This is a genomic window from Flavobacterium cryoconiti (assembly GCF_048158645.1).
Classification (GTDB): domain Bacteria; phylum Bacteroidota; class Bacteroidia; order Flavobacteriales; family Flavobacteriaceae; genus Flavobacterium; species Flavobacterium cryoconiti.
Genome location: NZ_JBLNKW010000007.1, coordinates 225,049 through 247,605 on the forward strand (window position 1 = coordinate 225,049; position 22,557 = coordinate 247,605).

Sequence of the window (22,557 nt, forward strand, 5' to 3'; positions counted from 1 at the left end):
AAATAGAATGCGATTTTGAATTCAAAAATTTTATTCAAAAGCTTCAAAAGGCAATCCTACATAATTCTCTGCAATGGTCGTAGCATACGCTTTAGAAATTGCTATATAATCAAATTTAGCTTGTTGCATACTGTACTGAAAAGATCCGTGTTCTTCTTGTTTATGGAAAAGAGCGGTCATAAAATTCGAAAAATCCTGCGCACGCCAAATGCGTTTTAAAGCTGTTTTAGTATACCCATCCAATGCTTCCATTGAATTATTTTTATAAAAATCAACCAATCCATCCACTAAATGTTTCACATCAGCAACAGCTAAATTAAGTCCTTTTCCTCCTGTTGGCGGGACTATATGAGCCGAATCTCCCGCCAAAAATAATCTTCCATATTGCAAATTATCAATCATGTAACCGCGCATGGGTGTTATGCTTTTTTCGAAAATAGGTCCCGATTTCAATTCCCATCCTTCAGTTCCCAAACGAATTGCCAATTCTTCCCAAATGCGTTCGTCACTCCAGTTTTCCAACGTATCATCATTATCAACCTGAAGGTACAAACGGCTCACTTCTTCAGAACGAAGACTAGAAAGTGCAAAACCATTTTCATGGTACGCATAAATCAGTTCTTCGGACGATGGAGCTACGTGAGCAAGAATTCCTAACCAACTAAACGGATAAGTGTGCGTAAATTCAGTATAGCTTTCTTTAGGCAATGTTTTTCTGCCCAAGCCATGAAATCCGTCACAAGCCATAGCAAAATCACAGTCAATTACGCCTTGTTCGCCTTCGTGCTGAAAGTAAATTTTTGGATTATTGGTTTCGAAATCTTCAATTTTTTCTGCCTGTGCTTCAAAATATATTTTTCCACCAGAAGAAAGCCAAGCCTCAGTAAGATCTTTTACGACTTCTTGCTGACCATAAATAGTGATTTTTCGACCACCGGTAAGTTCGTCAAAAGGTACTCTTACCCGTTTTCCATTAAAACTTAAATAAACACCATGATGTTCTAATCCTTCATCCACAAGACGGTCTGCTACACCTAAATCCTTAAAAATGTCTACTGTATTTTGTTCCAACAATCCTGCTCTCACACGAGATTCAATATAGGCACGACTTTGACGTTCAATGATTACGGCTTCAATTCCGTTTTTTTTGAGCCAAATTGCAAGCGTAAGTCCAGCCGGGCCAGCACCGATGATGCCAACCTGAGTTTTAATATTTTTCATTTTTTAAAGTATCTTTTGGTCTATTTTTTATTTTCTCTAAATACGTCTTCTGCAGTATGGATCGCTTCATTGGCTGCCGGCAAACCGCAATACAAAGCGGATTGCATGATCACTTCTTTGATTTCATCCTTGGAAACTCCATTATTGAAAGCCGCTTTAATATGCATTTGCAATTCTGCTTTTCGGTTTAAGGCAATTAGCATGGCAATGGTTATCAGACTTCGATTGTGTTTTGATAATCCTGGCCGAGTCCAAATTTCACCCCAAGCATAATTGGAGATAAAATTTTGGAATTCCCCATTAAATTCATTTATGTTTTCATTCGCTTTATCGACATGAGTATCTCCCAAAACGGTGCGCCGTACATGCATTCCTTTTTCGAAAGTGCTTTCACCCACAATAAAATCGATAAGTATTTCAGCATACTCTTTTGGAAGTTCCGTGCTTGATAAATGACGCGCAGGAAGGACTTTTAGACTTGTATTTGGAATATTTTTTACCAATACTTCCGCTTGTGCTACAGTGGTAACAACATCTTCATCTCCAGTAATAACTAAGGTCTCAGCGGTAATTTTATATAAATGGTCTCTAAAATCAGCATCTCTTACCGCAGCACAACTATTGGTGTATCCGAGCGCATTATTTTTAAGAAAAACAGCTTTAATTTCGGCAATTCTTTTTGGATTTTTTTCTCTGAAACCATCAGTAAACCAACGCTCCATAGTCCCGTCAACAATAGCTTGCATTCCCTCTTTGGTGATGATATTGATTCTGTCGTTCCAAGTTGAAGCGGCTCCGATTTTAGCATCGGTATTGCTTATAATCAGTTTTATAATTCTGTTGGGATGATGAATCCCGAGCCATTGTCCAATTAATCCACCCATCGAAAGACCACAGAAATAAGCCTTTTCTATCTTCAACTCATTTAATAAGTCAACAACGTCATTTCCCAATATATCAATTGTATACGGACTTTCAGTAACTTCACTTACACCATGCCCGCGAGTATCGTATTGCAACACTCGAAAATAAGGCAATAAGAAAGAAACCAATTCATCCCACATTCCCATATCGGCACCCAAGGAATTAGAAAAAACCAAAACCGGGCTGTTTGGCGTTCCCGTTATTTTATAATTTGTTTTCATCTCCGTTTATTGGTATTTCTTTACAACTTGATCAATTAATTCCAGACTTAACCCAATTGCATTTTTCGGGTCGAATAAAGAATCAACATCAGCTACTTCAATATTCATTTCGAGAACCACTTCTTTTAAATGTTTCTTTTCCTGAATGGCTTTTTTACAAGCATTTTCTATCCATTCATGCGCAGCAGACTTGCCTATTTTTTGAGCTAATGCCAAAGCTAAATTTTCAGCATAAATCAAACCTTTCGTCAATTCAAGATTGGCTAACATTCGATTTTCATTGACTTCCAATCCTTCGATTAAAGCAATACTTTTTTCAACAGAACCTGCGGTTAATTGCATAATTTCTGTCAATACTTCCCATTCGGAATGCCATAAGCCAGCCGAACGTTCGTGTTCTTGCGACATTGCCGAAAGTATAGCAGCAACCAAATGTGGCAAGCGATTTGTATTCGCCAATATCGCTACACAAGTCACAGGATTTCGTTTGTGGGGCATCGTGCTTGACCCGCCTTTTCCATCAGCTGCACCTTCAAAAACTTCTCCGACTTCGGTTTGCATTAACAACGAAATATCCTTGGCTATTTTTCCTAAACTTCCACTTAATATTCCCAAAACACTTGCCATTTCAGCAAAATTATCTCGGTGTGAATGCCAAGAAAAAGAAGGTGCTAAACCTAATAAACAGGCAAATTCTTCTTGAATTTGTGTTGAAATATTTTCATTCCCATTCCCTACTGCTCCGCCTAATTGCACCACCAAAACCCGTTTCTGAATTTCTTGCAGACGTTGTTTGCTTCTTGTAATAGCGGTTAACCAACCCGCTGTTTTGAATCCAAAAGTCGTCGGTTTTGCCTGTTGCAAAAGCGTGCGGCCTATTATAATCGTTTGGCGATGCTTGAGGGTTAATACAATTAATTGTTCTTCTAAAAGATTGATTTTATTATCCAACCAAATTATAAATTCTTGGATTTGCAAAACCATTGCGGTGTCTACAATATCTTGGCTAGTTGCTCCCAAATGAATAAACTTGGCCGCATCACTATCTTTATTTTTTACAATTTGTGTCAATTGTTTTACCAAAGGAATCGCAGCATTTCCACCAAGTGCTATATCAATTTTAAGTTTTTCAATATCAATTTTAGAAGTAACACAACTCGCTTCAATTGTTTCGGCAATAGCTTGAGAAAACAACCCTTTATTCGCTTGGGCTTTCGCCAAAGCCACTTCCACATGCAGCATTTTTGCGATAACTTCAGAATCTGAAAACATCGCATCTACTTCTTTCGAATAAAATAATTGGGTGTATAAGCTCATAAATACTATTTTTAAAATTGCTAAATAGCAAAGAAAACGGTCTCCTTTTCCCCTTGCATATGAATATCTAACTCGTAAAATCCTTCTTTTTTCTGGGCAATAATGGTATTTCTTCTTTCTAAATCAATCGCATTTAAAACAAAATCCTGTTCATTTAACACTTCTTCATCAGAAAAGTAAACTCTTGTATACGAATGAATTAATTGCCCACGCATAAATATAATAAGGGTAACGTAAGGAGCTTGACCATCAACCGATTTTGGTTTTATCGTTTCAAAAACAAAATGATTTTCAGCATCCGTTCCTGTACCAAATCTACCAAAAAATTGATTTACTCCGTCATTCTGCCAAAGTTCTATCATCGCATCAGGAACAGGATTATTTTCTCCATCGAAAATTTTCCCTTTTAGGATTATCACGTCTGAAGTTTTATCTGAATTTACTATACGGTTACCCACTAAGTTTTTGAAATCATAGCAGTACTGCTTAGGAGTAAGCCCATAAGCAAAATAAGGCCCAACGGTTTGTGAAGGTGTTTGTAACATTTTACTATTCATTATTTCTATGGAATTTCTTATCTATTTTCAAATGGCGTTGCTTGATTTCCTCTTAAAACGATATCAAAACGATACCCAAGCGCAAAGTTGGGTTCAGTTATATCTAAATCAAATTTAGAAATCAACAGTTCACGACCTTTTGCTTTTACAGCCTGATAAATAGGGTCATATTGCAACAATGGATCGCCCGGAAAATACATTTGTGTGATTAGTCGACTGGAAATCTCATTCCCAAATAACGAAAAATGAATGTGGTTGGGGCGCCATGCATTGGGATGATTTCCCCACGGGTATGCTCCAGGCTTTATGGTATAAAATCTATAATTTCCTTCAGAGTCCGTCATACAACGTCCAGTTCCTAAGAAATTTGGATCTAGGGGTGCATCATGTTGGTCTACCTTATGCACATACCGACCCGCAGCATTGGCTTGCCAAATTTCAATCAGCGTATGAGGTATTGGTTGTCCTTTTTCATTCATCACTTTTCCATGAACAACAATACGTTCGCCTATTGGCGCACCGTTTTTGATCGAATTTTTAGTCAAATCATGGTCTAAAATTCCCAAATTAAAATCCTCAAAAAGTGGTCCTGTTTTTTCTGCCAACGATTTTTTCAAAACAATCAAAGGTTTACTTGGCGCACGTAAAATTGTGGATGTATATTCTGGATAGAAAAACGATGGCTGCACTTCTATATCAAAAGAGCTTTCTATAAAATCACTCATATAATAGTATTACTAGTTATAAAAATCTATGAAACAAATGTATTCTAAGTGAGGGTTACAATTTTGGACTATCTCTATATATTCTTGCACAAAAGAAACATTTTGTATTTTTAATTCAAAAAAAATTGATACTATTGTAATCTCAAAATGACCATGAAAAAAAATCTTCTCAATTACAAAGGGCTCTATGGTGACAATAATCAACGTGATTTTGGTGATTTTGTACACCATGAATTATTAGCAACCAGAAGCAAATTGTATAATTGGGAAATTAACGTTCACTTACACACAGATCTGTTTCAAATTTTTATTATTTCTTCTGGTGAAGGTGTCTTAATTCAAGACAACAAGAGAATAAATTTGAAGGCTCCATGTATTCTTTTAATCCCGACAAATACTTTTCATGGCTTTGAATTTCAGTCAGATGTAATTGGAGAAGTGTTTACCATTTCGGAACAATTCATTGAAACCATTTTTAAAAATACACCACTTATTTTATTGGAACTAAACAAAGCAAAACAGTACAGTTTCAGTTTGAATAACCAAGATTTAAATGATTTTATTTACCTTAAAAATAAGATAACCAAAACAATTTCTGAAAACAGTTCCTATAAACAAATCAGTCTTCAATCACTATTTCAATTATTCTTCATAGGACTGCATCATTTAAATAATACATTTGAAGACCAAAAAGAACTATCCAATAATAGAACATTAGGTTATTTTCATGCTTTTCAAAAACTGATTAAAAAAACATTACCCGAATCTAAACTCATAAAAGAGTATGCAAATGAACTGCGAATTACCCCTGTTCATTTGAATCGCATTTGCCAGACTTTGGTACAAAAAACAGCTTTACAGGTCGTGCACGAATATTGCATTACCGAAGCAAAAAAATACTTGCTGTACTCCTCCTATTCCATCTCTGAAATCTCGTATTTACTGAATTTTAAAGATCCTGCCTATTTTTCCCGATTGTTTAAAAAACAAACCGGTCTTTCCCCTAATATTTTTAGAAGCAATAATAGCCAAAAAGATAGTAATTAGTCTATTTCTTACTGCTTTTAGTTAAAATTGAATACTCTATCGTTTTAAAATTAAACTAAATCAATAAAAATGATTGATTTTGATTATTTCTAGCGTTTAAATGATTCTCTTCCTACAGTATTTTTTAAGAATTTTGTATAAATTACTTTGATTAATTATTGATTGTATAAAAAATCAAGTATTTAAATCAACTAATACATTTTTTTTAACTCCCATAGTACAGATATGATTTTAGAAATAGCAACATTTGACATAAAAAAGCAATCACAAACTGCTTTTATAAATGCATTTGAGGAAGCCAAATTAGTGGTCTCAAAATCCAAAGGTTTCCTTGGATTGGAATTCCAACATTGCATCGAAATCCCAACCAAATTTGTGGTATTAATACAATGGGAAACACTGGAAGACCACACCATTGGTTTCCGGGAATCTCCCTTATTTACCCAATGGAGAGCTATTTTGTCTCCACATTTTCAAAACCCACCCGTTGCAGAACATTTTCAAACCATCAATAAAATATAATTCACCCATGAAAAGAATAATTAAAGAAGGAATCGCATTATTTGAAGCAGAATCTAATGACAAAAAAGTTAGAGAAATCGTTGAAAACGTATTAGAAGAAGTGAAAAATGGTGGGGACGCCGCTGTTCGATCTTTATCTGACAAATTTGACAAATGGTCTCCATCAAGTTTTTTGCTTTCAAAAGAGACAATCGAAGAAATTATCAGCGGTGTTCCGGAACAAGTTTTAGAAGATATCAGATTTGCACAAACACAGGTTCGAAATTTTGCGCAACATCAAAAAAATTCCATGCATGATATTGAAGTTGAAACACTTCCAGGTGTTTTTCTTGGACATAGAAATGTACCAGTAAACAGCGTAGGTTGTTACATTCCCGGTGGTCGTTACCCCATGGTAGCTTCGGCGCACATGAGTGTGCTTACTGCAAAAGTAGCTGGAGTAAAACGAGTTATTGCTTGCACACCACCTATTAATGGACAAATTCCTGCCGCAACAGTTGCCGCAATGTATATGGCTGGTGCCGATGAAATCTATTTATTGGGAGGTATTCAAGCCATTGCCGCTATGGGAATTGGAACCGAAACAATCGAATCTGTAGATATGATTGTTGGTCCCGGAAACTCTTATGTAGCCGAAGCCAAAAGACAATTATTCGGAAAAATTGGAATCGATTTATTGGCTGGTCCAACGGAAACTCTGGTAATCGCAGACGAAACCAGCGATGCCGAAATTTGTGCTGTAGATTTATTGGGACAGGCAGAACATGGACCAACATCTCCATCCATTTTATTGACGAATTCAGAGAAATTGGCCTATGAAACTTTGGCAGAAGTAGAAAGACAACTAAAAACATTACCGACTGCAGATGTAGCCAGCATTTCTTGGAGAGATTATGGGCAAATCATCTTGGTTGACACTATTGATGAAATGGTAGCTGAAGCGGACAGAATTGCAAGTGAACACGTTCAGGTAATGACCGCAGATCCAAGATACTTCTTGAAACACATGACTAATTTTGGCGCTTTGTTTTTAGGAAAATATACGAATGTCGCTTACGGCGATAAAGTAATTGGAACCAATCATACGTTACCAACAAAACACGGGGCAAAATACACCGGTGGATTATGGGTTGGAAAATTCATGAAAACTTGTTCCTATCAAGAAATTAGAACTCCAGAAGCCAGTGCCATGATTGGAGAATATTGTTCTCGTTTGTGTGCCATAGAAAATTTCTGGGGACACAAAGAACAAGCGGATATTCGAGTGAGAAGATATAGTGCTAAAGAAGTTACACAAGAGTAAACTGTGCAAAAAAAAGGCACGCAGATTCGGTAGATTCTTGTAGATTTTATAAAATCCTAAATAAATTTCAAATTATTTTAAATAAAAAATAATATGCGTAAAACGGTTCTGGTTACAGGTGGTTCTGGTGAAATAGGTTCGGCAATTTGCCGAAAATTTGCCGAAAATGGATATGATGTTGTTATTAGTTACAACTCTAATTCGCAAAGAGCCGAAGCATTTATTACAAGCTTACCGAAAGGGAATCACGCTTTTTTTCATGCTCCAACAACAGATTCGGAAAAAGTAAAAGCATTTGAAGTGTTTGTTGAAGATAAATACGGTAAACTGGATGTTCTCGTGAATAATGCAGGTGTTACTATTCCAGTTCCACACGATGATCTTGACGGATTGTCAGACGAATGGATTGATAGAATCATGCAAACTAATTTTAGAGGTTCATTTGCAATGGCAAGAGCGTTTAAAAATTTATTGCAAAAATCAACAGAAGCTACTGGACTAATCGTAAATATTTCCTCTATTGCAGGGATTTTTGGCACAGGAAGCAATGTCGCTTATTGTGCCTCAAAAGCTGCTTTGGATTCAATGACGCGTTCTTTAGCAAGGGCTTTGGCTCCAAAAATAAGGGTAGTTTCTGTATCCCCTGGATTTGTCGAAGGAGAATATACCGCTACAATGAATCCCGATTTTTTGAAAACTCAAAAAGACCATACGCCTCTGGGAAGATTTGCTTTGGGAGAAGATGTGGCTAATGCCGTTTTTTCGGTGGCTACCCAATTGACGTTTTCTACCGGAAATATAATAACCGTAGACGGCGGAAGGCTTTTGAAATAAAAAATAATTAAGATGGTTTTAAATTTTAAATAAATAAAAAAAAATAACATGAAAATAATAGATCTTTCCGTTACGATTTCTGAAGAAATAAAAGAACCGTTACCAACTACAATCGTTTATGAAGACCACAAAGAAGGAGCTCAAAAAATGGGTGGAAAACTATTCCATGGATTAACAGATGTGTTCATCGAAGGAAACGGTCCTGCGGGAGAACTCCTAACGGTGACGAGCCACTGTGGAACCCACGTTGACGCTCCGTATCATTATTATCCAACTTGCGAAGGCAAACCGTCCCGTACTATTGATGAAATGCCATTAGATTGGTTTTTTCATGACGGAGTTGTTCTTGATTTTACCGATAAACCAGACGGCTACATGTTCGAGCCAGAAGATTTAATCGAAAAATTAGCCGCTATAAACTATACGTTGAAACCTTTTGATATTGTATTAATTCGTTGTGATGCTGACAAACGCATTCATGATGCTGATTTTGTACGCATTCATGTGGGCGCTTCCGCAAAAGCGACGCACTGGTTGATTGACCAAGGAATTAAAGTAATGGGAACTGACGGTTGGGGTTGGGATATTCCATTGCACATTCAGGCAGAAGATTTTAGAAACAATCCACGTCCGGGAATTATCTGGCAAGCCCATTATGTTGGAATTGAAAAAGAATATTGCCAAATAGAAAAATTGGCAAATTTAGAAGCTTTACCGCCATTTGGTTTTAAAGTAGCTTGCTTTCCTGCAAAAATAAAAGGAGCCAGTGCAGGTTGGACAAGAGCAGTAGCGATAATTGAATAATATTTTTTTGTAACTTTATAAAAACATAACAAACAAATCAAGATGTCTAATAAAGAATATATTCCAACACTGGTTCCATCCGAAATACATGGGTTTCATTCCCATACTACCAGTTGGACACCTGTTATTTCCAACCCTAGTCATCAGGAATACCATATCAATAGATTAGAAGAAATCTCGAATAAATCCAGTTTTCAAGTACTCCCCCACCGAAAAACGGTTCATGATTTTATATTTCTAAAAAAAGGAGTTTCTAAAAGAAGTAAAGGGCTAAGCAAATATGAGTTTGGTCCTTCTTCTATGTTTTTTTTACCAGCCTATCAAATTACCCAACATGAGATGATGAGCTCTGATGCCGAAGGTTTTTATTTTCATTTTGATGAAAAAATATTCGAATTCCTGCCTAAAAATTACCTTAGTGAACAATTTACGTTCTTTCAATTTCAATCCAATCCTGTGATTCAAATGTCCGAAAGTACCTTAAACAACATAGAATGTATTTTGAATAGGTTGCTAGAATTATATAAAGGAGAAAATAAGGCGAATAAAAACCTAATTGCCTATAATTTATTAGTAATTTTTGAAGAGATAAAAAAGGAAATTCCTTTTCAAACTAAGAAAACAAAAAACTCTTTTTTTGAAATTACCGAACGATACAAACATGCTTTAGGGCAACATATTTATAAATACCAAAACATTTCAGATTACGCTAAAATACTGAACATTACACCTAATTATCTGAATAAATGCGTAAAAACCTGTACCGATAAAACTGCCCAAGATTTGCTAAAAGAAATGCTGATCTTAGAAGCGAAAACACTCCTTAAATATTCCGATTTACACATCTCTGAAATCGCTATAAAACTCTGCGATCAGAATCCGAGTAACTTTGCTCGGTTTTTTAAGAAACAAACCGGAACGACTCCCATGGAATACCTACAAATGTGTTGATTTAGAATAGTAGTAGCCTTTTTTTGATTCACATACTTGATTTTTGAACCCCAAATTTGTAAAATAAATATTGTCAAATATTCATTTTATCAAACTAAAAAAAATCAATCTAATTTAAAAAAGACCAAAATTATGAAAACAACGCAATTTATTAGGATTTTAATCCTTGTTGTCGGATTTAGTTTCTCTGCTACTTCGTTAGCTCAGGAAGGGAAAATTCAGGGAAAAGTGACCGATTCTAAAGGTTTAGGTTTAGCAGGTTCCTCAATCGTTATAGTGGAAAATAACAAAAGCAACAGCACAGATGCGAATGGGGATTTTACTATAAATAATGTTGCAGACGGAAGCTATCAAATTGTTGTTTCATATGTTGGTTTTACAACCAGAAAAGTAACTGTAAAAGTTCCTCAAACAAGCAAATTGAATATTGTATTACAAGATGATCAAGCCGCTTTAGACGAAGTGGTAGTAACGGGTGTTTTTGATAAGCGTTCAGCACTTAATTCCTCTATTGCTATTTCTACGGTTAATGCCGTTCAAATTCAAAAGATGGCACCATCAAGTGCTGCAGAATTATTGAAAAATGTTCCTGGTATTTTTGTAAACAATTCTCTAGGTGAAATTAGAAATACCGTTTATTCCCGCGGAGTTACAACTGGGAATAATGACGGAAGATGGGGATATGATTATGTTTCTATGCAGGAAGATGGACTTCCGGTGACCAATGCTATGTTTGCAAATTTTGGTCCGGATATGTTTTTAAGAGCTGACGCTACTCTTGATAAATTAGAAGCCGTACGTGGTGGAACAGCTTCTATTACTGGTGCAAATGCTCCTGGAGGTGTTTTTAACTATATTTCGAAAACTGGCGGTAAAACTTTTGGAGGAGAAATTAGAACAAGATTAGGCCTCGAAGGAAATGGAAAAAACCCATATTACAGAGCAGATTTTAATCTTGGAGGACCACTTGCCAAAAACTTAACGTATAATATTGGCGGTTTTTATAGAAAATCAGATGGGTCTCAATATCCTGGTTACGCTTCTAACTTTGGCGGACAATTAAAAGGAAATTTAATGTATAAATACGAAACTGGTTCATTGAAGTTGTTAGTAAAAAGTTTGAATGATCACAATTTAACAGCCGAAGGAATCCCTACAAATAGCTACACCGACATGAAACCATCGGTAGGATTTTCTAATACATCTTCAGTATTACCCCCAGCAATTTCGTTAACTACTTATGTCCCTACTAGAGGTGATGTTACTTATAAATCATCTGATTTATGGCATTCTAAAGACAATTCAGTTGGTTTGAACTGGGAACAAAAATTAGGAAATGGCTGGAAATTAACAAACAACGCTCGTTTTTCTTCTTTATCAGAAGAAGCATTTACCCCTTTGAGTACCGTTTCTCCTATTGCAATGGACAATATTGTTACCTATTTCATTCTAGGTGCATTAAAGCCACCAACACAAATCATACCGGGTACTTATACTGTTTCACAAGGAGGTCAACCTATTATGACTGTTCAATCATTTAGTGGATTTGATTATCATGTTACCAGTAACACGGCTCCTGGAAGTGCACTTTCGCCAAATTCATTGTTCTTCACTCCTTTAATTTACAACTACAGTAAAGTAAATGAATTTAGAGATCAATTTAATTTTAATAAAAAAATAGGGAAACATACCTTCAATATTGGTGGTTTCTTTGATAATTCATCATTATACAGAGTTTCTGGATCAATGGGAGTTTCCTTAAATACAATTCAAAACCACCCTCAAACTGTTGGTATATCAGTAACTGATCCAGGAAATGTAACGTATCAGGTAACCAATCCAAACGGAATTGTAAACGTTGGCGCAGATCAAGGGTATACGATTATCAACTCAAAACAAAGTCAAAAAGCAGTCTATTTTGCCCATACTTGGGAAATCAATGACAAACTAACATTTGATTGGGGAGCTCGTTACGAAAATGTTCGAATTCACGGAACCAACAATGCTCCGGCATTGGTCACTTCTACCACTGGTGGTTTAGATGGAAATCCGTTAACACTATATGATAATTCTTCATCTGTATTGGGAAGTCCTTTTTCCTATGATAAAACCTTAAGTTATCTTTCGTATTCAGGGGCTTTAAATTATAAAGTTTCAGATCAAACGGCCTTATATTTTCGTTATTCCAATGGTAAAAAAGCACCTGGATATAATATTTACAATGATGTTAGTACTGCATTTGGAGCAAGTAGTTTAGACCCTCAAGTACAAACAATTCAGCAATATGAAGTGGGTTATAAATCAAAAATAGAGAATGCTACTTTTACCATCACTCCATTTTATAGTTTGTTATCTGATATTCCTAATAGCGTAACTTTTACAAATGATGCAACAGGCTTATTATACAATCCACCAGCATTATATAATAACATCAGAACCTTTGGTATCGAATTAGAGAGTTCTGTTAAGCTGTCAAATAATTTTAATATTAGAGGAGTTATTACAGCACAAGATGCAAAAGCAACAAAATACAATGCTTGGATTCACCAAACAGACAACACACACACTACAGCTGGAACGGATGTAATGATTGATAATTCTGGAAACAAGGCGGCAAACGTACCTAATTTGATGGTAAATATCACTCCTGAATATACTTATAATAGTTTTTATGCTAATGTAACTTGGTCTTACATGGGAGCCAGACAAGCTAATTTTGCCAATGCTTTTGAATTACCGGCCTTTAGTCAATTTAATCTAGCAATGGGTTATGATATTAGCTCTAAATTAAGAGTGAGTGCCAATGTAAATAATGTATTAAATTCTTATGGCGTTATGGGCTGGGTAGGTCCTGGTTCATTTCCTTTCAACTTAAATTTAGAAGGAATTACAAAACAAGATGTAGCTGCTAATCCTACTGCATTTCATCAAGCAATTGCAATTCCGGCAAGAGCTTACTTCTTGACTCTTGCCTATAAATTTTAATTGTATTTTGTTTTAGTTATTAAAAGTCTTCCTTAATGGAAGGCTTTTTTTATTTAAAAATGCATCAGGGAATTTCATTAAATCCTTCAAAAAGTATTGATTTTGAATAGCAGTAGTTGTTTTTTGATTCACAAATAAGCTTAATTCATTGTCATATTTGTACTTTAGAATTTATATTATATTTATTTTATTGAAAATAAAAAAGAACATCCTGTAAAAAAAATACAAATATAATAGGTAGTTCATAATTTCAGCAAATACAAATATGTATTAAAAAAATGAACTTTAAAATTACTCTCCATCAAAAAATGAATATTTAAACTAAAAATATAATTAACTAACCCTTGTTTCTTGTTGAAGACTCATTCAGACTTATGAAAAACAAACTTTTTACCTACGAAAATAAACTTTTAGTATTAATGAGCATCACCTTTGGATTGGTGTTTGTTGATAGAATGGCATTGACCTATCTTTCTCCATTTCTAATAAAAGACTTGGGATTAAACAATGCCCAACTCGGAATGTTGGTTTCTGGATTATCCTTTACTTGGGCAATTTCTGGGTATTTATCAACTTCATGGGCTGAAAAACACAACAAGAAAAAAGCGGTGTTTGTTGGCGCTATTGTTTTATTTTCGCTTTCTTCCATCAGCTCTGCGCTGGCAACAACTTTTACGGTATTATTAGTGACTCGTTTGCTTATGGGACTTTCTGAAGGACCAACTTTGCCTTTAATCCAGTCTTTTATAGCCAAAGAATCTTCAAAAAATCGTATTGGATTTAATATGGGATTTTTGCAAAGTTTTGGTTCTACGCTATTTGGTTTCATGATTGCCCCTGTCGTATTGGTACTTTTAGCCGAAAAATTCGGCTGGCGTTCTACTTTTTTAATTGCAGGTATTCCGGGTTTGATTATCGCTTTTGTCAATTGGAAATTTTTACGAAAAAATACCGTTGAAAACGAACAAAAATTAGAAGATAAAAGTTTAAGCTTTAAAGAATTATGGGGCTATAAAAACATTCGAGTAGGTGTCCTAATAAGCTGTTGTATGATGACTTGGCTTAATTGCAGTATTGCCTTTTTACCAAAATTTTTTACTGAAATCCAACACCTTACCGAAGGGCAAATTGGAGCTATTATGGGACTCATGGGATTGTCTTCGCTTATCTCTGGAATTGTTGTTCCAACGTTATCTGATAAATATGGTCGTAAACCCTTTGTAATGATTTTTGCTTTTGTTGGTGTTTTTTATCCAATGGCAATCCTTTTTATGCAAAATTCTGGTCTCCAAATTCCAAGTATGTTCATTGCTTATTTCTTCTTTGGTACTTTTCCAATTGTTTTATCAGCTATCCCTTCCGAAATAATTCCGATGCATTCCACTGGTAAAGCCATAGGAATGTTAGGTGGTGCAGGAGAAATTGTTGGTGGTATGATTGCTCCATTGGTTGCAGGAATATTAGCCGATAAATATGGTATTTCTATTCCATTTTATATAGCTGGTTTAGCCGCTTTAGTAGCAGGAATTGCCTCTTTTATGATGATTGAAACAAAAGTAAAAACAACAACAATTACAAACTAATATACAATGACACCAAAAACATACAATCAAAGACTTTTGGGTAAAACCGCAATAGTAACTGGCATCGGAGCTGGTATTGGAAAAGGCTGCGCACTCCTGTTTGCCAGAGAAGGAGCCAATGTATTTGGGTGTGATATTAATGCCACTGCTGCCGAAGCTACTCTTGAAATAGCCCGTAATGAAGGTTTGTCTATGCAAAGTTTTCATCCTTCAGACCTTACCAAAGAGAAAGACGTAGCCCTATTAATGGAAAAAGCTGTCGAAGCTTTTGGAGGCATTGATATTGTTGTAAATGCTGCTGCTTTTTGTGCTTTTGAGTGGATTGAAGATTTAGATTATGAAACTACTTGGAAAAGAAGTATTGCAGGAGAATTAGATATCGTGTTTTTAAGCTGCCAAAAAGCTTGGAAATATTTAAAAATAAATGGAGGTTCTATTATCAATTTTGCTTCCGCAAATGCCAGACAAGCGTTAAAAGGTTCTCCGGCATTAGTACATTGCGCTACAAAAGGTGCCGTTTATTCCATGTCGATACAAATGGCAATGGAAGGTGGACCGCACAAGATTCGGGTAAATACCATTTCTCCCGGACTGGTTCACACGGAAGCTACTTCCCATTTGGTCAACGATCCAGAGATTAGACCTTTCCTAAACGATAAGCACATGATTGGTAGAATTGGCTCTCCTGATGACATTGCCTACGCCGCTTTGTATTTAGCATCTGATGAATCCAGTTGGGTTACAGCTGCCGATTTTCCTATTGATGGTGGCGCATCCAAATGGTAAAATAGCATTATTAAAAAAATTAATATTCCTTTTTTTTAAGAAAAATTTCAAAGCAAATGAATTTTAAAGGTACAATATATTATAAAGGAGATGCCGGTTACGAAGAAGCCAGAGTTGGCAGAGTCTTCAATCACCTCCGTCCAAATCGATATCCTGTTGCTGTTTTTTTCCCAGAAGACGCTGATGATGTTGTTGAAGCAGTAAAATTAGCTAACGAAAAATCATATAAAATTGCCACCCGTTCAGGAGGTCACAGCTGGGCAGTGTGGAGCGTGCGTGATGAAGGCATTTTATTGGATTTAAAACATCTGAATTCAATATCCTTAAATAAAGCGACTGGTATTGTAAGTGCTGGTCCAGCAACCAAAGGAGGACATGAATTGGCTCCGTTTTTAAAAGAAAACGACCTGTTTTTTGCAGGAGGACATTGCCCTACCGTAGGCATTGGAGGTTTTTTATTGCAAGGTGGACAAGGCTGGAATGCCCGAGGTTGGGGTTGGGCAGCAGAGCAAATTGAATCGATTGATGTAGTAACTGCCAATGGCGAATTGCTCAAAGCGGATGTCAACCAAAACTCGGATCTTTTTTGGGCTGCACGAGGAGCTGGGCCAGGATTTTTTGGTGTTGTTACCTGCTTCCATTTAAAGACTCGCCCACTCCCAAAAGCGATAACTGCCAGTACGTATGTTTATCCCGCTGACGTTTGTGAAGGCGTATTATATTGGCTGCAAACCATGCACACCACTGTTGCCAATACCGTTGAAATCGTTGCTGTAGGTCAAACATTCGAGTTTGGAACAGGAATGGTCGTTCATGCGATGGCATTTGAAGATACACCCGAAGCAGCCCAAAAAGCGCTTGCTCCTTTTGAAGAATGTCCTTTTATAACCAAAGCTATAGTTCGTAAAACCGCTCAACCTACCACCTTGGCGGCAGAGTATGAAGTACAAGTTAAAAACAATCCCGAAGGACATAGATGGGCTGTAAGCAATGCATGGCTGAAAGGAAATCCAGATGAAGTAGCCCCTCTAATTAAGGACAGTTTTATAAAATTACCTAACGAAAAAACATTTACGCTTTGGTTTAGTATGGCTCCTTTGCGCGCTTTGCCAGACATGGCTTTTTCGCTTCAAACGGATATTTATTTAGCAATTTATACCCTTTGGGAAACAGAGGAAGAAGATAAAAAGTGCAAAACCTGGCTGAGTGAACAAATAAATCGAATAGAAAAAGTAACCGAAGGGCAATATCTTGGGGATTCTGATTTTACTAAACATCAAAGAAAATTTATTTCAGATGCAAATTTCACAAAACTGCAAGCAATCAGAGCCGAAAGAGATCCAAAAGGATTATTTCATTCTTATTTAGCAAAATCAGATGTGGTAGTAAACAAAAATGAGTTCGAATAAAATGAGTACAATCTATTTAAAAGCCCACCATGTAGGAATCAGCATTGCAAACATGCAAGAAGCGATTGCTTGGTACCAACAAAATTTAGATTTTGAGTTTTGTTGGGAGAACGATTTTCCAGAGATAAAAACCAAAATTGCGTTTCTACAACATGGTGATTTCAAACTCGAATTATTTGAACATTATGAAACCGAGACTATGCCGGAAGCACGAAAACATCCGCTGACAGATATACGCCAACAAGGGACAAAACATATTTGTTATGAAGTAGCATCGGGTTTAACAGCTTTATTTGAACGCTTTAAAAACACAGGGGTAGACATTGTCATGGGGCCTTTATTGAGTCCTCCCAAAGACGCTATGATGGGGTTCATCAGGGACAATACAGGAAATTTAATTGAGATTATTGAACTATTATAAAAATTATCATGAAAAAAATTATTAAAACCTTAAGCATAATTCTTCTTTCGGCAATTACTGTAAAAGCACAAAATAAAAAACCTTTTCTATGGGGCGTTGCATCTGCCGCTTACCAAGTAGAAGGTGGTTATCAAGCTGACGGTAAAGGCGAGTCAAAATGGGATTTCCTTGCTAATAAAGTAGGGGTAACTCAATTTATAACCGGTAAAAAAGAAACTGCTAATGTATCTATCAATATGTATGATAGAGCACAATACCTTAAAGACATTCAATTGATGAAAGAATTAGGGGTTAACTCCTACCGTTTTTCATTAGACTGGAGCCGCATTATTCCGGATGGTATTGGCGCCGTGAACGAAAAAGCATTAACTCATTATGACGTTCTGATTGATGATTTAAAAGAAGCAGGAATAGAACCTGTTGTAACGCTTTATCATTTTGATTACCCGATGGCTTTAGTACAAAAGGGAGGTTGGGGAAATCCGGAAATGATTCAGTGGTATAAAAACTATGCTAAAATAGCTTTGGAGCGTTATGGTAAAAAAGTAAAACACTTCATCACATTCAATGAGCCTTATATCGAATTCTTTGTGGCAGAATATCTTCTTAACATGGAACAAAGCAAAGATCCTGATGTCACTCGTTTTGCAAGAGGGATGATGAAAGCACATAGAGAAATGGTGGCTAGTGCTGAGGTAATAAAAATGTACCACGAAATGAATTTGGGTGGAAAAATTGGTATGACTTTCAATTTTTCTCCTTGTTCTCCACTAGATCCTAATAATCCAAAGGATGTGAAAGCTTCTGCTTTACAAGAAAAATTATTGAACACCGTTTTTCTTGATGGTTATTTCAAAGGTACTTATCCAAAAGAAGTATTGGATATTTTTAAAAAATACGACCCTGCATTCTTACCAACTGCTGCCGACATGAAAATCCTAGTTGCAAATAAACCTGATTTCTTAGGGATTAATTTTTATGCCCCAGCCTTAGTAAAATATGATGCTTCAGAACCATTTGAAACGAAGTGGATGGACGTAAATACAGATAAAGTTAAATCGCACAATGGCCCTGTAAGACCTGAAGAACTTTACAAGTTCCTTGTTAAAATAAAAAAAGAGTATAATAATCCTGAGATTATGATTACCGAAAACGGAGCCGGTTTTGAAGGAGAAGACATCAAGGCGAACCCTATTGTAAAAGATCCTTTAAGAGCTGATTACATCAAACGTCATACTGAAGCAGTTCAGAAGGCAAAAAAAGACGGCGTTAGAATGATCGGCTATTTTGCATGGAGCGGTTGGGATAATTTCGAATGGGTATTTGGTTACACCAAACGTTTCGGATTAATCTACGTTGATTTTGAAACACAAGAACGTATACCAAAGCAAAGTTATTTCGAATATCAAAAATTAATTCAACAATATAAAAATTAATAATTAGCATCGATTATAATGAAAAATAAAACCTTTCTAGTTGTATTATTTATCGCATTTATTTCAAATGCACAAAAAACGATTCCGCTTTATCAGGGGAAAGCTCCCGGATCAGAAAACTGGAATTGGCAGGAAAAAGAAATGTTTTCAGAGACGTTTCAAACCCAAGTGGTGTACAACGTTTCCCAACCGACACTTACCATGTATGCTCCAAACAAAGCTTTGGCAAACGGAACCGCAGTAATCGTTTGTCCCGGAGGTGGTTTCCATACTTTGTCTATAAACAGTGAAGGAATTGAGGTAGCTAAATGGTTAAATTCAAAAGGGATAACAGCATTTGTCTTAAAATACCGACTCGTAAAAAGCGAAACCGACGACCCCGTAAAAGAGCTTTTTCCTTTATTCGAAAACAGAAAAAAATTAGATTCTATCAATGCTCCCGTTGTTACTTTGGCTATTGCCGATGGATTAGCAGCAATACAATATGTTAGGGATCATGCAGCTGAGTTTAATATTGAGAAAAACAGAATCGGAATTATAGGTTTCTCGGCTGGAGGAACAGTAGCAATTGGCACCGTTTATAATTCAAAAGACAATAACCGTCCGAATTTTGCAGCCCCTATTTATGCCTATACCGGAGCCTTAAAAAACACAATTGTACCTGCTGATGCACCTCCTCTATTTATCGCAGCTGCTTCGGATGATCAATTGGGTTTAGCCCCAAATAGTGTCAAAACTTATAGCGATTGGTTGGCCGCAGGAAAATCGGCAGAATTGCATATTTACTCCAAAGGAGGTCATGGTTTTGGGATGCGCAAACTCAACTTACCTGTTGACAGTTGGATTGAACGTTTTGGAGATTGGTTGAAACTGCAAGGAATGTTATAGAAACAGTACAATTAGTGTCTGCATTTTATCTTAAAAAATCTACCTAATCTGCGTGCTAATATTTTTCCGCAGATTTTGTGGATTTACGTAAATTCAAAAGTATAAAATCTGTGCCAATCCGTTAAATCGGTATAATCTGTGTGCTATTTTTTTAAACACTTATAATACCATTTGTACACATAACAGTTCAACCATCTTGATAGTTTTAACCATATAAAACAAATAAGGTCATTTAAGTTGGATTGTTTTTAATTCCCTAAATGGTAAAACATTAAGGACAGTCCTATTTTATTTTTAAATTAATAATACGTTATGAAAAAAATCTTTCTTCTACTATTTTTTGTTTGTCTTAACTTGATGGTTTCGGCACAAGAAAAACCGTTACCACAACTAAACAAAAACAACATAAAACAAGTAATCAAAGCTTTGACGCTTGACGAAAAAGTGAAATTGGTGATAGGAATGGGTATGTATATTCCCGGAGCTCCAGCAGGTTTATTGCCTCCTAATGATCCCGAAGACGACAAAATAGCACCAAAAGTTCCGGGTACATCTGGTAGAACACACGCCATAAACCGTTTAGGAATTCCTAGTATTACCCTTTCGGATGGACCAGCTGGAATTCATTTTTTAGATTTAACAAATGCCAAACCAAAATACGCTACAGCCATTCCGATAGGGACTTTATTAGCCAGCACTTGGGACACCATTATGACTCAAAAAGCGGGTGAAATATTAGGCCGTGAAGCTAAGGATTATGGAATCGATATTGTATTGACTCCTGCTTTTAATATTCAAAGAAATCCTTTGGGAGGTCGAAATTTCGAGTACTATTCTGAAGATCCTTTTCTTTCGGGGACTATTGCGGCTGCGGTAACTAATGGTATTCAAAAATATGGTATTGGAGTTTCAGTAAAACATTTTGCTGCTAACAATACCGAAACCAATAGAATGAAATTGAACACCATTGTAAGCGAACGTGCCTTAAGAGAAATCTATCTAAAAGGTTTTGAAATAGCTGTCAAAAAATCAAATCCTTGGACGTTGATGACATCCTACAATCTTATAAATGGCACCTACACCTCTGAAAGCAACCGTTTAATAACTAACATTTTACGTAAAGAATGGGGTTTTAAAGGACTGGTAATGAGTGATTGGTTTGCAGGACAAAATGCGGCAATTTCTCTAGCAGCTGGAAATGATTTGCAAATGCCGGGAAGACCAGATCAGGCACAAACCATTAGCAATGCGGTAAAAAATGGTTCACTTGCTATGAGTGATTTAGATTTGGGTGTAGAACGCGTTTTAAATCTTGTTGTAAAAACCATTACTTTCAATAAATACAACTATTCAAACAAACCCGATTTAACTACAAATGCAGCTGTGTCTAGAATGGTAGCATCAGAAGGAATGGTTTTGTTAAAAAATAACAATGCACTACCAATAACAAAATCCAGTTCTATTGCCTTATTTGGTAATGCTTCCTATGACATTATTGCTGGCGGAACAGGAAGTGGAGATGTGGTTAAAAAATATACCATTTCTCTAGATGAAGGGTTAGTAAATTCAGGATTCAAACTGCAACAAAATACCAAATCTATCTATGAAGATTATGTAAAATCAGAAAATGCAAAAAAACCAGCTCCTTCATTTATGGACGTTTTTAATCCTTTTACTATTAAAGAAATGGCTGTTAAAAACGAGATGATTATAGAATCTGCAACTAATTCTGATGTGGCGATTATCACAATTGGCAGAATTGCTGGCGAATCAAAAGACCGAAAAGTAGCCGATGATTTCAATTTAACCGATGCCGAAAAACAAACACTTAAAACCCTTTCGAAATCTTTTCACGCCAAGAATAAAAAAGTGATTGTAGTTATCAATGCTGGTGGAGTTATTGAAATGGCGAGTTGGAGCAATTGGGCAGACGCTATTTTGATGGCTTGGCAACCGGGTATGGAAGGTGGAAATGCCATTGCCGATATTCTATCAGGCAAAGTAAACCCATCGGGAAAATTAACCGCTACCTTTCCTGTTTCTTATACGGACGTACCATCAGCCGAAAATTTCCCTGGAAAACAACTTCCGCTTAAAGAAGGGGAAATATTAGATCCAGTAATGCCAACTTATCCTGCCGAAATAAAATACGATGATGATATCTATGTGGGCTATCGCTATTACAACACTAAAAAGGTAAAAACAGCTTATGAATTTGGTTTTGGTTTGAGTTACACCCAATTTGAATACAACGATATTAAACTCAGTTCAACTGATTTTAAAGATAAAATTATGGCAACTATTACCATAAAAAATAGTGGTAAAACTGCAGGAAAAGAAGTAGTACAATTGTATTTAAGCGCTCCATCTGAAAAACTAAAAAAACCATCCGAAGAGTTGAAAGGATTTGCAAAAACTAAATTATTACAGCCAAACGAATCACAAACCATCAGCTTCACTCTTACCTCTGAAGAATTAGCGTCTTATGATCCTACTCTTTCTTCTTGGATAGCCGAAGCGGGAAAATATACCATCAAAATAGGAGCTTCGTCATTGGATATAAAACAAACAAAAGAGTTCAGTCTAAAAAAGGATATTTTAATGAACACAAGTAAAAAATAAT

Annotated in this window: 19 protein-coding genes; 14 read left to right on the plus strand and 5 right to left on the minus strand. The window is 36.0% G+C overall.

Annotated features, from left to right (window positions below):
- Positions 1-30 precede the first annotated feature (30 nt).
- From ACM55H_RS11935 to pcaH, 5 genes are read right to left on the minus strand one after another with little or no spacing between them, the layout of a single operon-like run.
- Positions 31-1,221: a 4-hydroxybenzoate 3-monooxygenase gene (locus ACM55H_RS11935; RefSeq protein WP_416836698.1), complete on the minus strand. Its 1,191-nt coding sequence runs from the start codon at positions 1,219-1,221 to the stop codon at positions 31-33.
- Positions 1,222-1,241: 20 nt separating this feature from the next.
- On the minus strand, positions 1,242-2,366 hold the full coding sequence (gene pcaDC, locus ACM55H_RS11945) for a bifunctional 3-oxoadipate enol-lactonase/4-carboxymuconolactone decarboxylase PcaDC (protein WP_465245465.1): 1,125 nt from the start codon (positions 2,364-2,366) through the stop codon (positions 1,242-1,244).
- 6 nt (positions 2,367-2,372) lie between these two features.
- Positions 2,373-3,683 carry a 3-carboxy-cis,cis-muconate cycloisomerase gene (gene pcaB / locus ACM55H_RS11950; protein WP_416836699.1) on the minus strand — a complete coding sequence of 437 codons (1,311 nt, stop codon included), beginning with the start codon at positions 3,681-3,683 and terminating at the stop codon, positions 2,373-2,375.
- Positions 3,684-3,703: 20 nt separating this feature from the next.
- Positions 3,704-4,240 (minus strand): protocatechuate 3,4-dioxygenase subunit alpha, encoded by a 537-nt coding sequence (gene pcaG / locus ACM55H_RS11955; protein ID WP_416836700.1) that lies wholly within the window; start codon positions 4,238-4,240, stop codon positions 3,704-3,706.
- 17 nt (positions 4,241-4,257) lie between these two features.
- Positions 4,258-4,965: a protocatechuate 3,4-dioxygenase subunit beta gene (pcaH, locus tag ACM55H_RS11960; protein WP_416836701.1), complete on the minus strand. Its 708-nt coding sequence runs from the start codon at positions 4,963-4,965 to the stop codon at positions 4,258-4,260.
- Between the two features lie 153 nt (positions 4,966-5,118).
- On the opposite strand from pcaH, the gene ACM55H_RS11965 reads away from it, so the two are divergent.
- The 14 genes from ACM55H_RS11965 (at position 5,119) to ACM55H_RS12030 (ending at position 22,556) form a co-directional block, all read left to right on the plus strand.
- Positions 5,119-6,012, plus strand: coding sequence for a helix-turn-helix domain-containing protein (locus ACM55H_RS11965; RefSeq protein WP_416836702.1), 894 nt, complete (start codon positions 5,119-5,121; stop codon positions 6,010-6,012).
- A 225-nt stretch (positions 6,013-6,237) separates the two neighbouring features.
- Positions 6,238-6,534: an antibiotic biosynthesis monooxygenase family protein gene (locus ACM55H_RS11970; RefSeq protein WP_416836703.1), complete on the plus strand. Its 297-nt coding sequence runs from the start codon at positions 6,238-6,240 to the stop codon at positions 6,532-6,534.
- 7 nt (positions 6,535-6,541) lie between these two features.
- Entirely contained in the window at positions 6,542-7,837 is a 1,296-nt protein-coding gene (hisD, locus tag ACM55H_RS11975; protein WP_416836704.1) for a histidinol dehydrogenase, read from the plus strand.
- A gap of 93 nt (positions 7,838-7,930) precedes the next feature.
- The gene (locus ACM55H_RS11980; protein ID WP_416836705.1) at positions 7,931-8,671 is read left to right on the plus strand and encodes an SDR family NAD(P)-dependent oxidoreductase; all 741 of its coding nucleotides are present in this window, start codon (positions 7,931-7,933) and stop codon (positions 8,669-8,671) included.
- A gap of 48 nt (positions 8,672-8,719) precedes the next feature.
- Positions 8,720-9,475 (plus strand): cyclase family protein, encoded by a 756-nt coding sequence (locus tag ACM55H_RS11985; RefSeq protein WP_416836706.1) that lies wholly within the window; start codon positions 8,720-8,722, stop codon positions 9,473-9,475.
- A 42-nt stretch (positions 9,476-9,517) separates the two neighbouring features.
- Positions 9,518-10,426: a helix-turn-helix domain-containing protein gene (locus ACM55H_RS11990; protein WP_416836707.1), complete on the plus strand. Its 909-nt coding sequence runs from the start codon at positions 9,518-9,520 to the stop codon at positions 10,424-10,426.
- Positions 10,427-10,558: 132 nt separating this feature from the next.
- Positions 10,559-13,411, plus strand: a complete 2,853-nt coding sequence (locus ACM55H_RS11995) for a TonB-dependent receptor domain-containing protein (protein WP_416836708.1) — start codon at positions 10,559-10,561, stop codon at positions 13,409-13,411.
- A 374-nt stretch (positions 13,412-13,785) separates the two neighbouring features.
- Positions 13,786-14,994 carry an MFS transporter gene (locus ACM55H_RS12000; protein ID WP_416836709.1) on the plus strand — a complete coding sequence of 403 codons (1,209 nt, stop codon included), beginning with the start codon at positions 13,786-13,788 and terminating at the stop codon, positions 14,992-14,994.
- Between the two features lie 6 nt (positions 14,995-15,000).
- Positions 15,001-15,780, plus strand: a complete 780-nt coding sequence (locus ACM55H_RS12005; RefSeq protein ID WP_416836710.1) for an SDR family NAD(P)-dependent oxidoreductase — start codon at positions 15,001-15,003, stop codon at positions 15,778-15,780.
- Positions 15,781-15,836: 56 nt separating this feature from the next.
- On the plus strand, positions 15,837-17,189 hold the full coding sequence (locus tag ACM55H_RS12010) for an FAD-binding oxidoreductase (RefSeq protein WP_416836711.1): 1,353 nt from the start codon (positions 15,837-15,839) through the stop codon (positions 17,187-17,189).
- Position 17,190: 1 nt separating this feature from the next.
- Entirely contained in the window at positions 17,191-17,610 is a 420-nt protein-coding gene (locus ACM55H_RS12015) for a VOC family protein (RefSeq protein WP_416836712.1), read from the plus strand.
- 8 nt (positions 17,611-17,618) lie between these two features.
- Positions 17,619-19,046, plus strand: coding sequence for a glycoside hydrolase family 1 protein (locus tag ACM55H_RS12020; protein ID WP_416836713.1), 1,428 nt, complete (start codon positions 17,619-17,621; stop codon positions 19,044-19,046).
- An 18-nt stretch (positions 19,047-19,064) separates the two neighbouring features.
- On the plus strand, positions 19,065-19,934 hold the full coding sequence (locus tag ACM55H_RS12025) for an alpha/beta hydrolase (protein WP_416836714.1): 870 nt from the start codon (positions 19,065-19,067) through the stop codon (positions 19,932-19,934).
- Between the two features lie 312 nt (positions 19,935-20,246).
- Positions 20,247-22,556 (plus strand): glycoside hydrolase family 3 C-terminal domain-containing protein, encoded by a 2,310-nt coding sequence (locus ACM55H_RS12030; protein ID WP_416836715.1) that lies wholly within the window; start codon positions 20,247-20,249, stop codon positions 22,554-22,556.
- Position 22,557: the final 1 nt, after the last annotated feature.

Excerpts from the sequence above, each read along its gene's own strand:
- ACM55H_RS12010 (WP_416836711.1), top strand. The coding sequence starts at position 15,837 with ATGAATTTTAAAGGTACAATATATTATAAAGGAGATGCCGGTTACGAA.
- pcaB (WP_416836699.1), bottom strand. The coding sequence starts at position 3,683 with ATGAGCTTATACACCCAATTATTTTATTCGAAAGAAGTAGATGCGATG.
- ACM55H_RS11965 (WP_416836702.1), top strand. The coding sequence starts at position 5,119 with ATGAAAAAAAATCTTCTCAATTACAAAGGGCTCTATGGTGACAATAAT.
- ACM55H_RS11995 (WP_416836708.1), top strand. The coding sequence starts at position 10,559 with ATGAAAACAACGCAATTTATTAGGATTTTAATCCTTGTTGTCGGATTT.
- ACM55H_RS12015 (WP_416836712.1), top strand. The coding sequence starts at position 17,191 with ATGAGTACAATCTATTTAAAAGCCCACCATGTAGGAATCAGCATTGCA.
- ACM55H_RS11980 (WP_416836705.1), top strand. The coding sequence starts at position 7,931 with ATGCGTAAAACGGTTCTGGTTACAGGTGGTTCTGGTGAAATAGGTTCG.
- ACM55H_RS12025 (WP_416836714.1), top strand. The coding sequence starts at position 19,065 with ATGAAAAATAAAACCTTTCTAGTTGTATTATTTATCGCATTTATTTCA.
- ACM55H_RS11935 (WP_416836698.1), bottom strand. The coding sequence starts at position 1,221 with ATGAAAAATATTAAAACTCAGGTTGGCATCATCGGTGCTGGCCCGGCT.
- pcaH (WP_416836701.1), bottom strand. The coding sequence starts at position 4,965 with ATGAGTGATTTTATAGAAAGCTCTTTTGATATAGAAGTGCAGCCATCG.
- ACM55H_RS11985 (WP_416836706.1), top strand. The coding sequence starts at position 8,720 with ATGAAAATAATAGATCTTTCCGTTACGATTTCTGAAGAAATAAAAGAA.
- ACM55H_RS12030 (WP_416836715.1), top strand. The coding sequence starts at position 20,247 with ATGAAAAAAATCTTTCTTCTACTATTTTTTGTTTGTCTTAACTTGATG.
- ACM55H_RS12000 (WP_416836709.1), top strand. The coding sequence starts at position 13,786 with ATGAAAAACAAACTTTTTACCTACGAAAATAAACTTTTAGTATTAATG.
- ACM55H_RS12020 (WP_416836713.1), top strand. The coding sequence starts at position 17,619 with ATGAAAAAAATTATTAAAACCTTAAGCATAATTCTTCTTTCGGCAATT.
- hisD (WP_416836704.1), top strand. The coding sequence starts at position 6,542 with ATGAAAAGAATAATTAAAGAAGGAATCGCATTATTTGAAGCAGAATCT.
- pcaDC (WP_465245465.1), bottom strand. The coding sequence starts at position 2,366 with ATGAAAACAAATTATAAAATAACGGGAACGCCAAACAGCCCGGTTTTG.
- pcaG (WP_416836700.1), bottom strand. The coding sequence starts at position 4,240 with ATGAATAGTAAAATGTTACAAACACCTTCACAAACCGTTGGGCCTTAT.
- ACM55H_RS11990 (WP_416836707.1), top strand. The coding sequence starts at position 9,518 with ATGTCTAATAAAGAATATATTCCAACACTGGTTCCATCCGAAATACAT.
- ACM55H_RS12005 (WP_416836710.1), top strand. The coding sequence starts at position 15,001 with ATGACACCAAAAACATACAATCAAAGACTTTTGGGTAAAACCGCAATA.
- ACM55H_RS11970 (WP_416836703.1), top strand. The coding sequence starts at position 6,238 with ATGATTTTAGAAATAGCAACATTTGACATAAAAAAGCAATCACAAACT.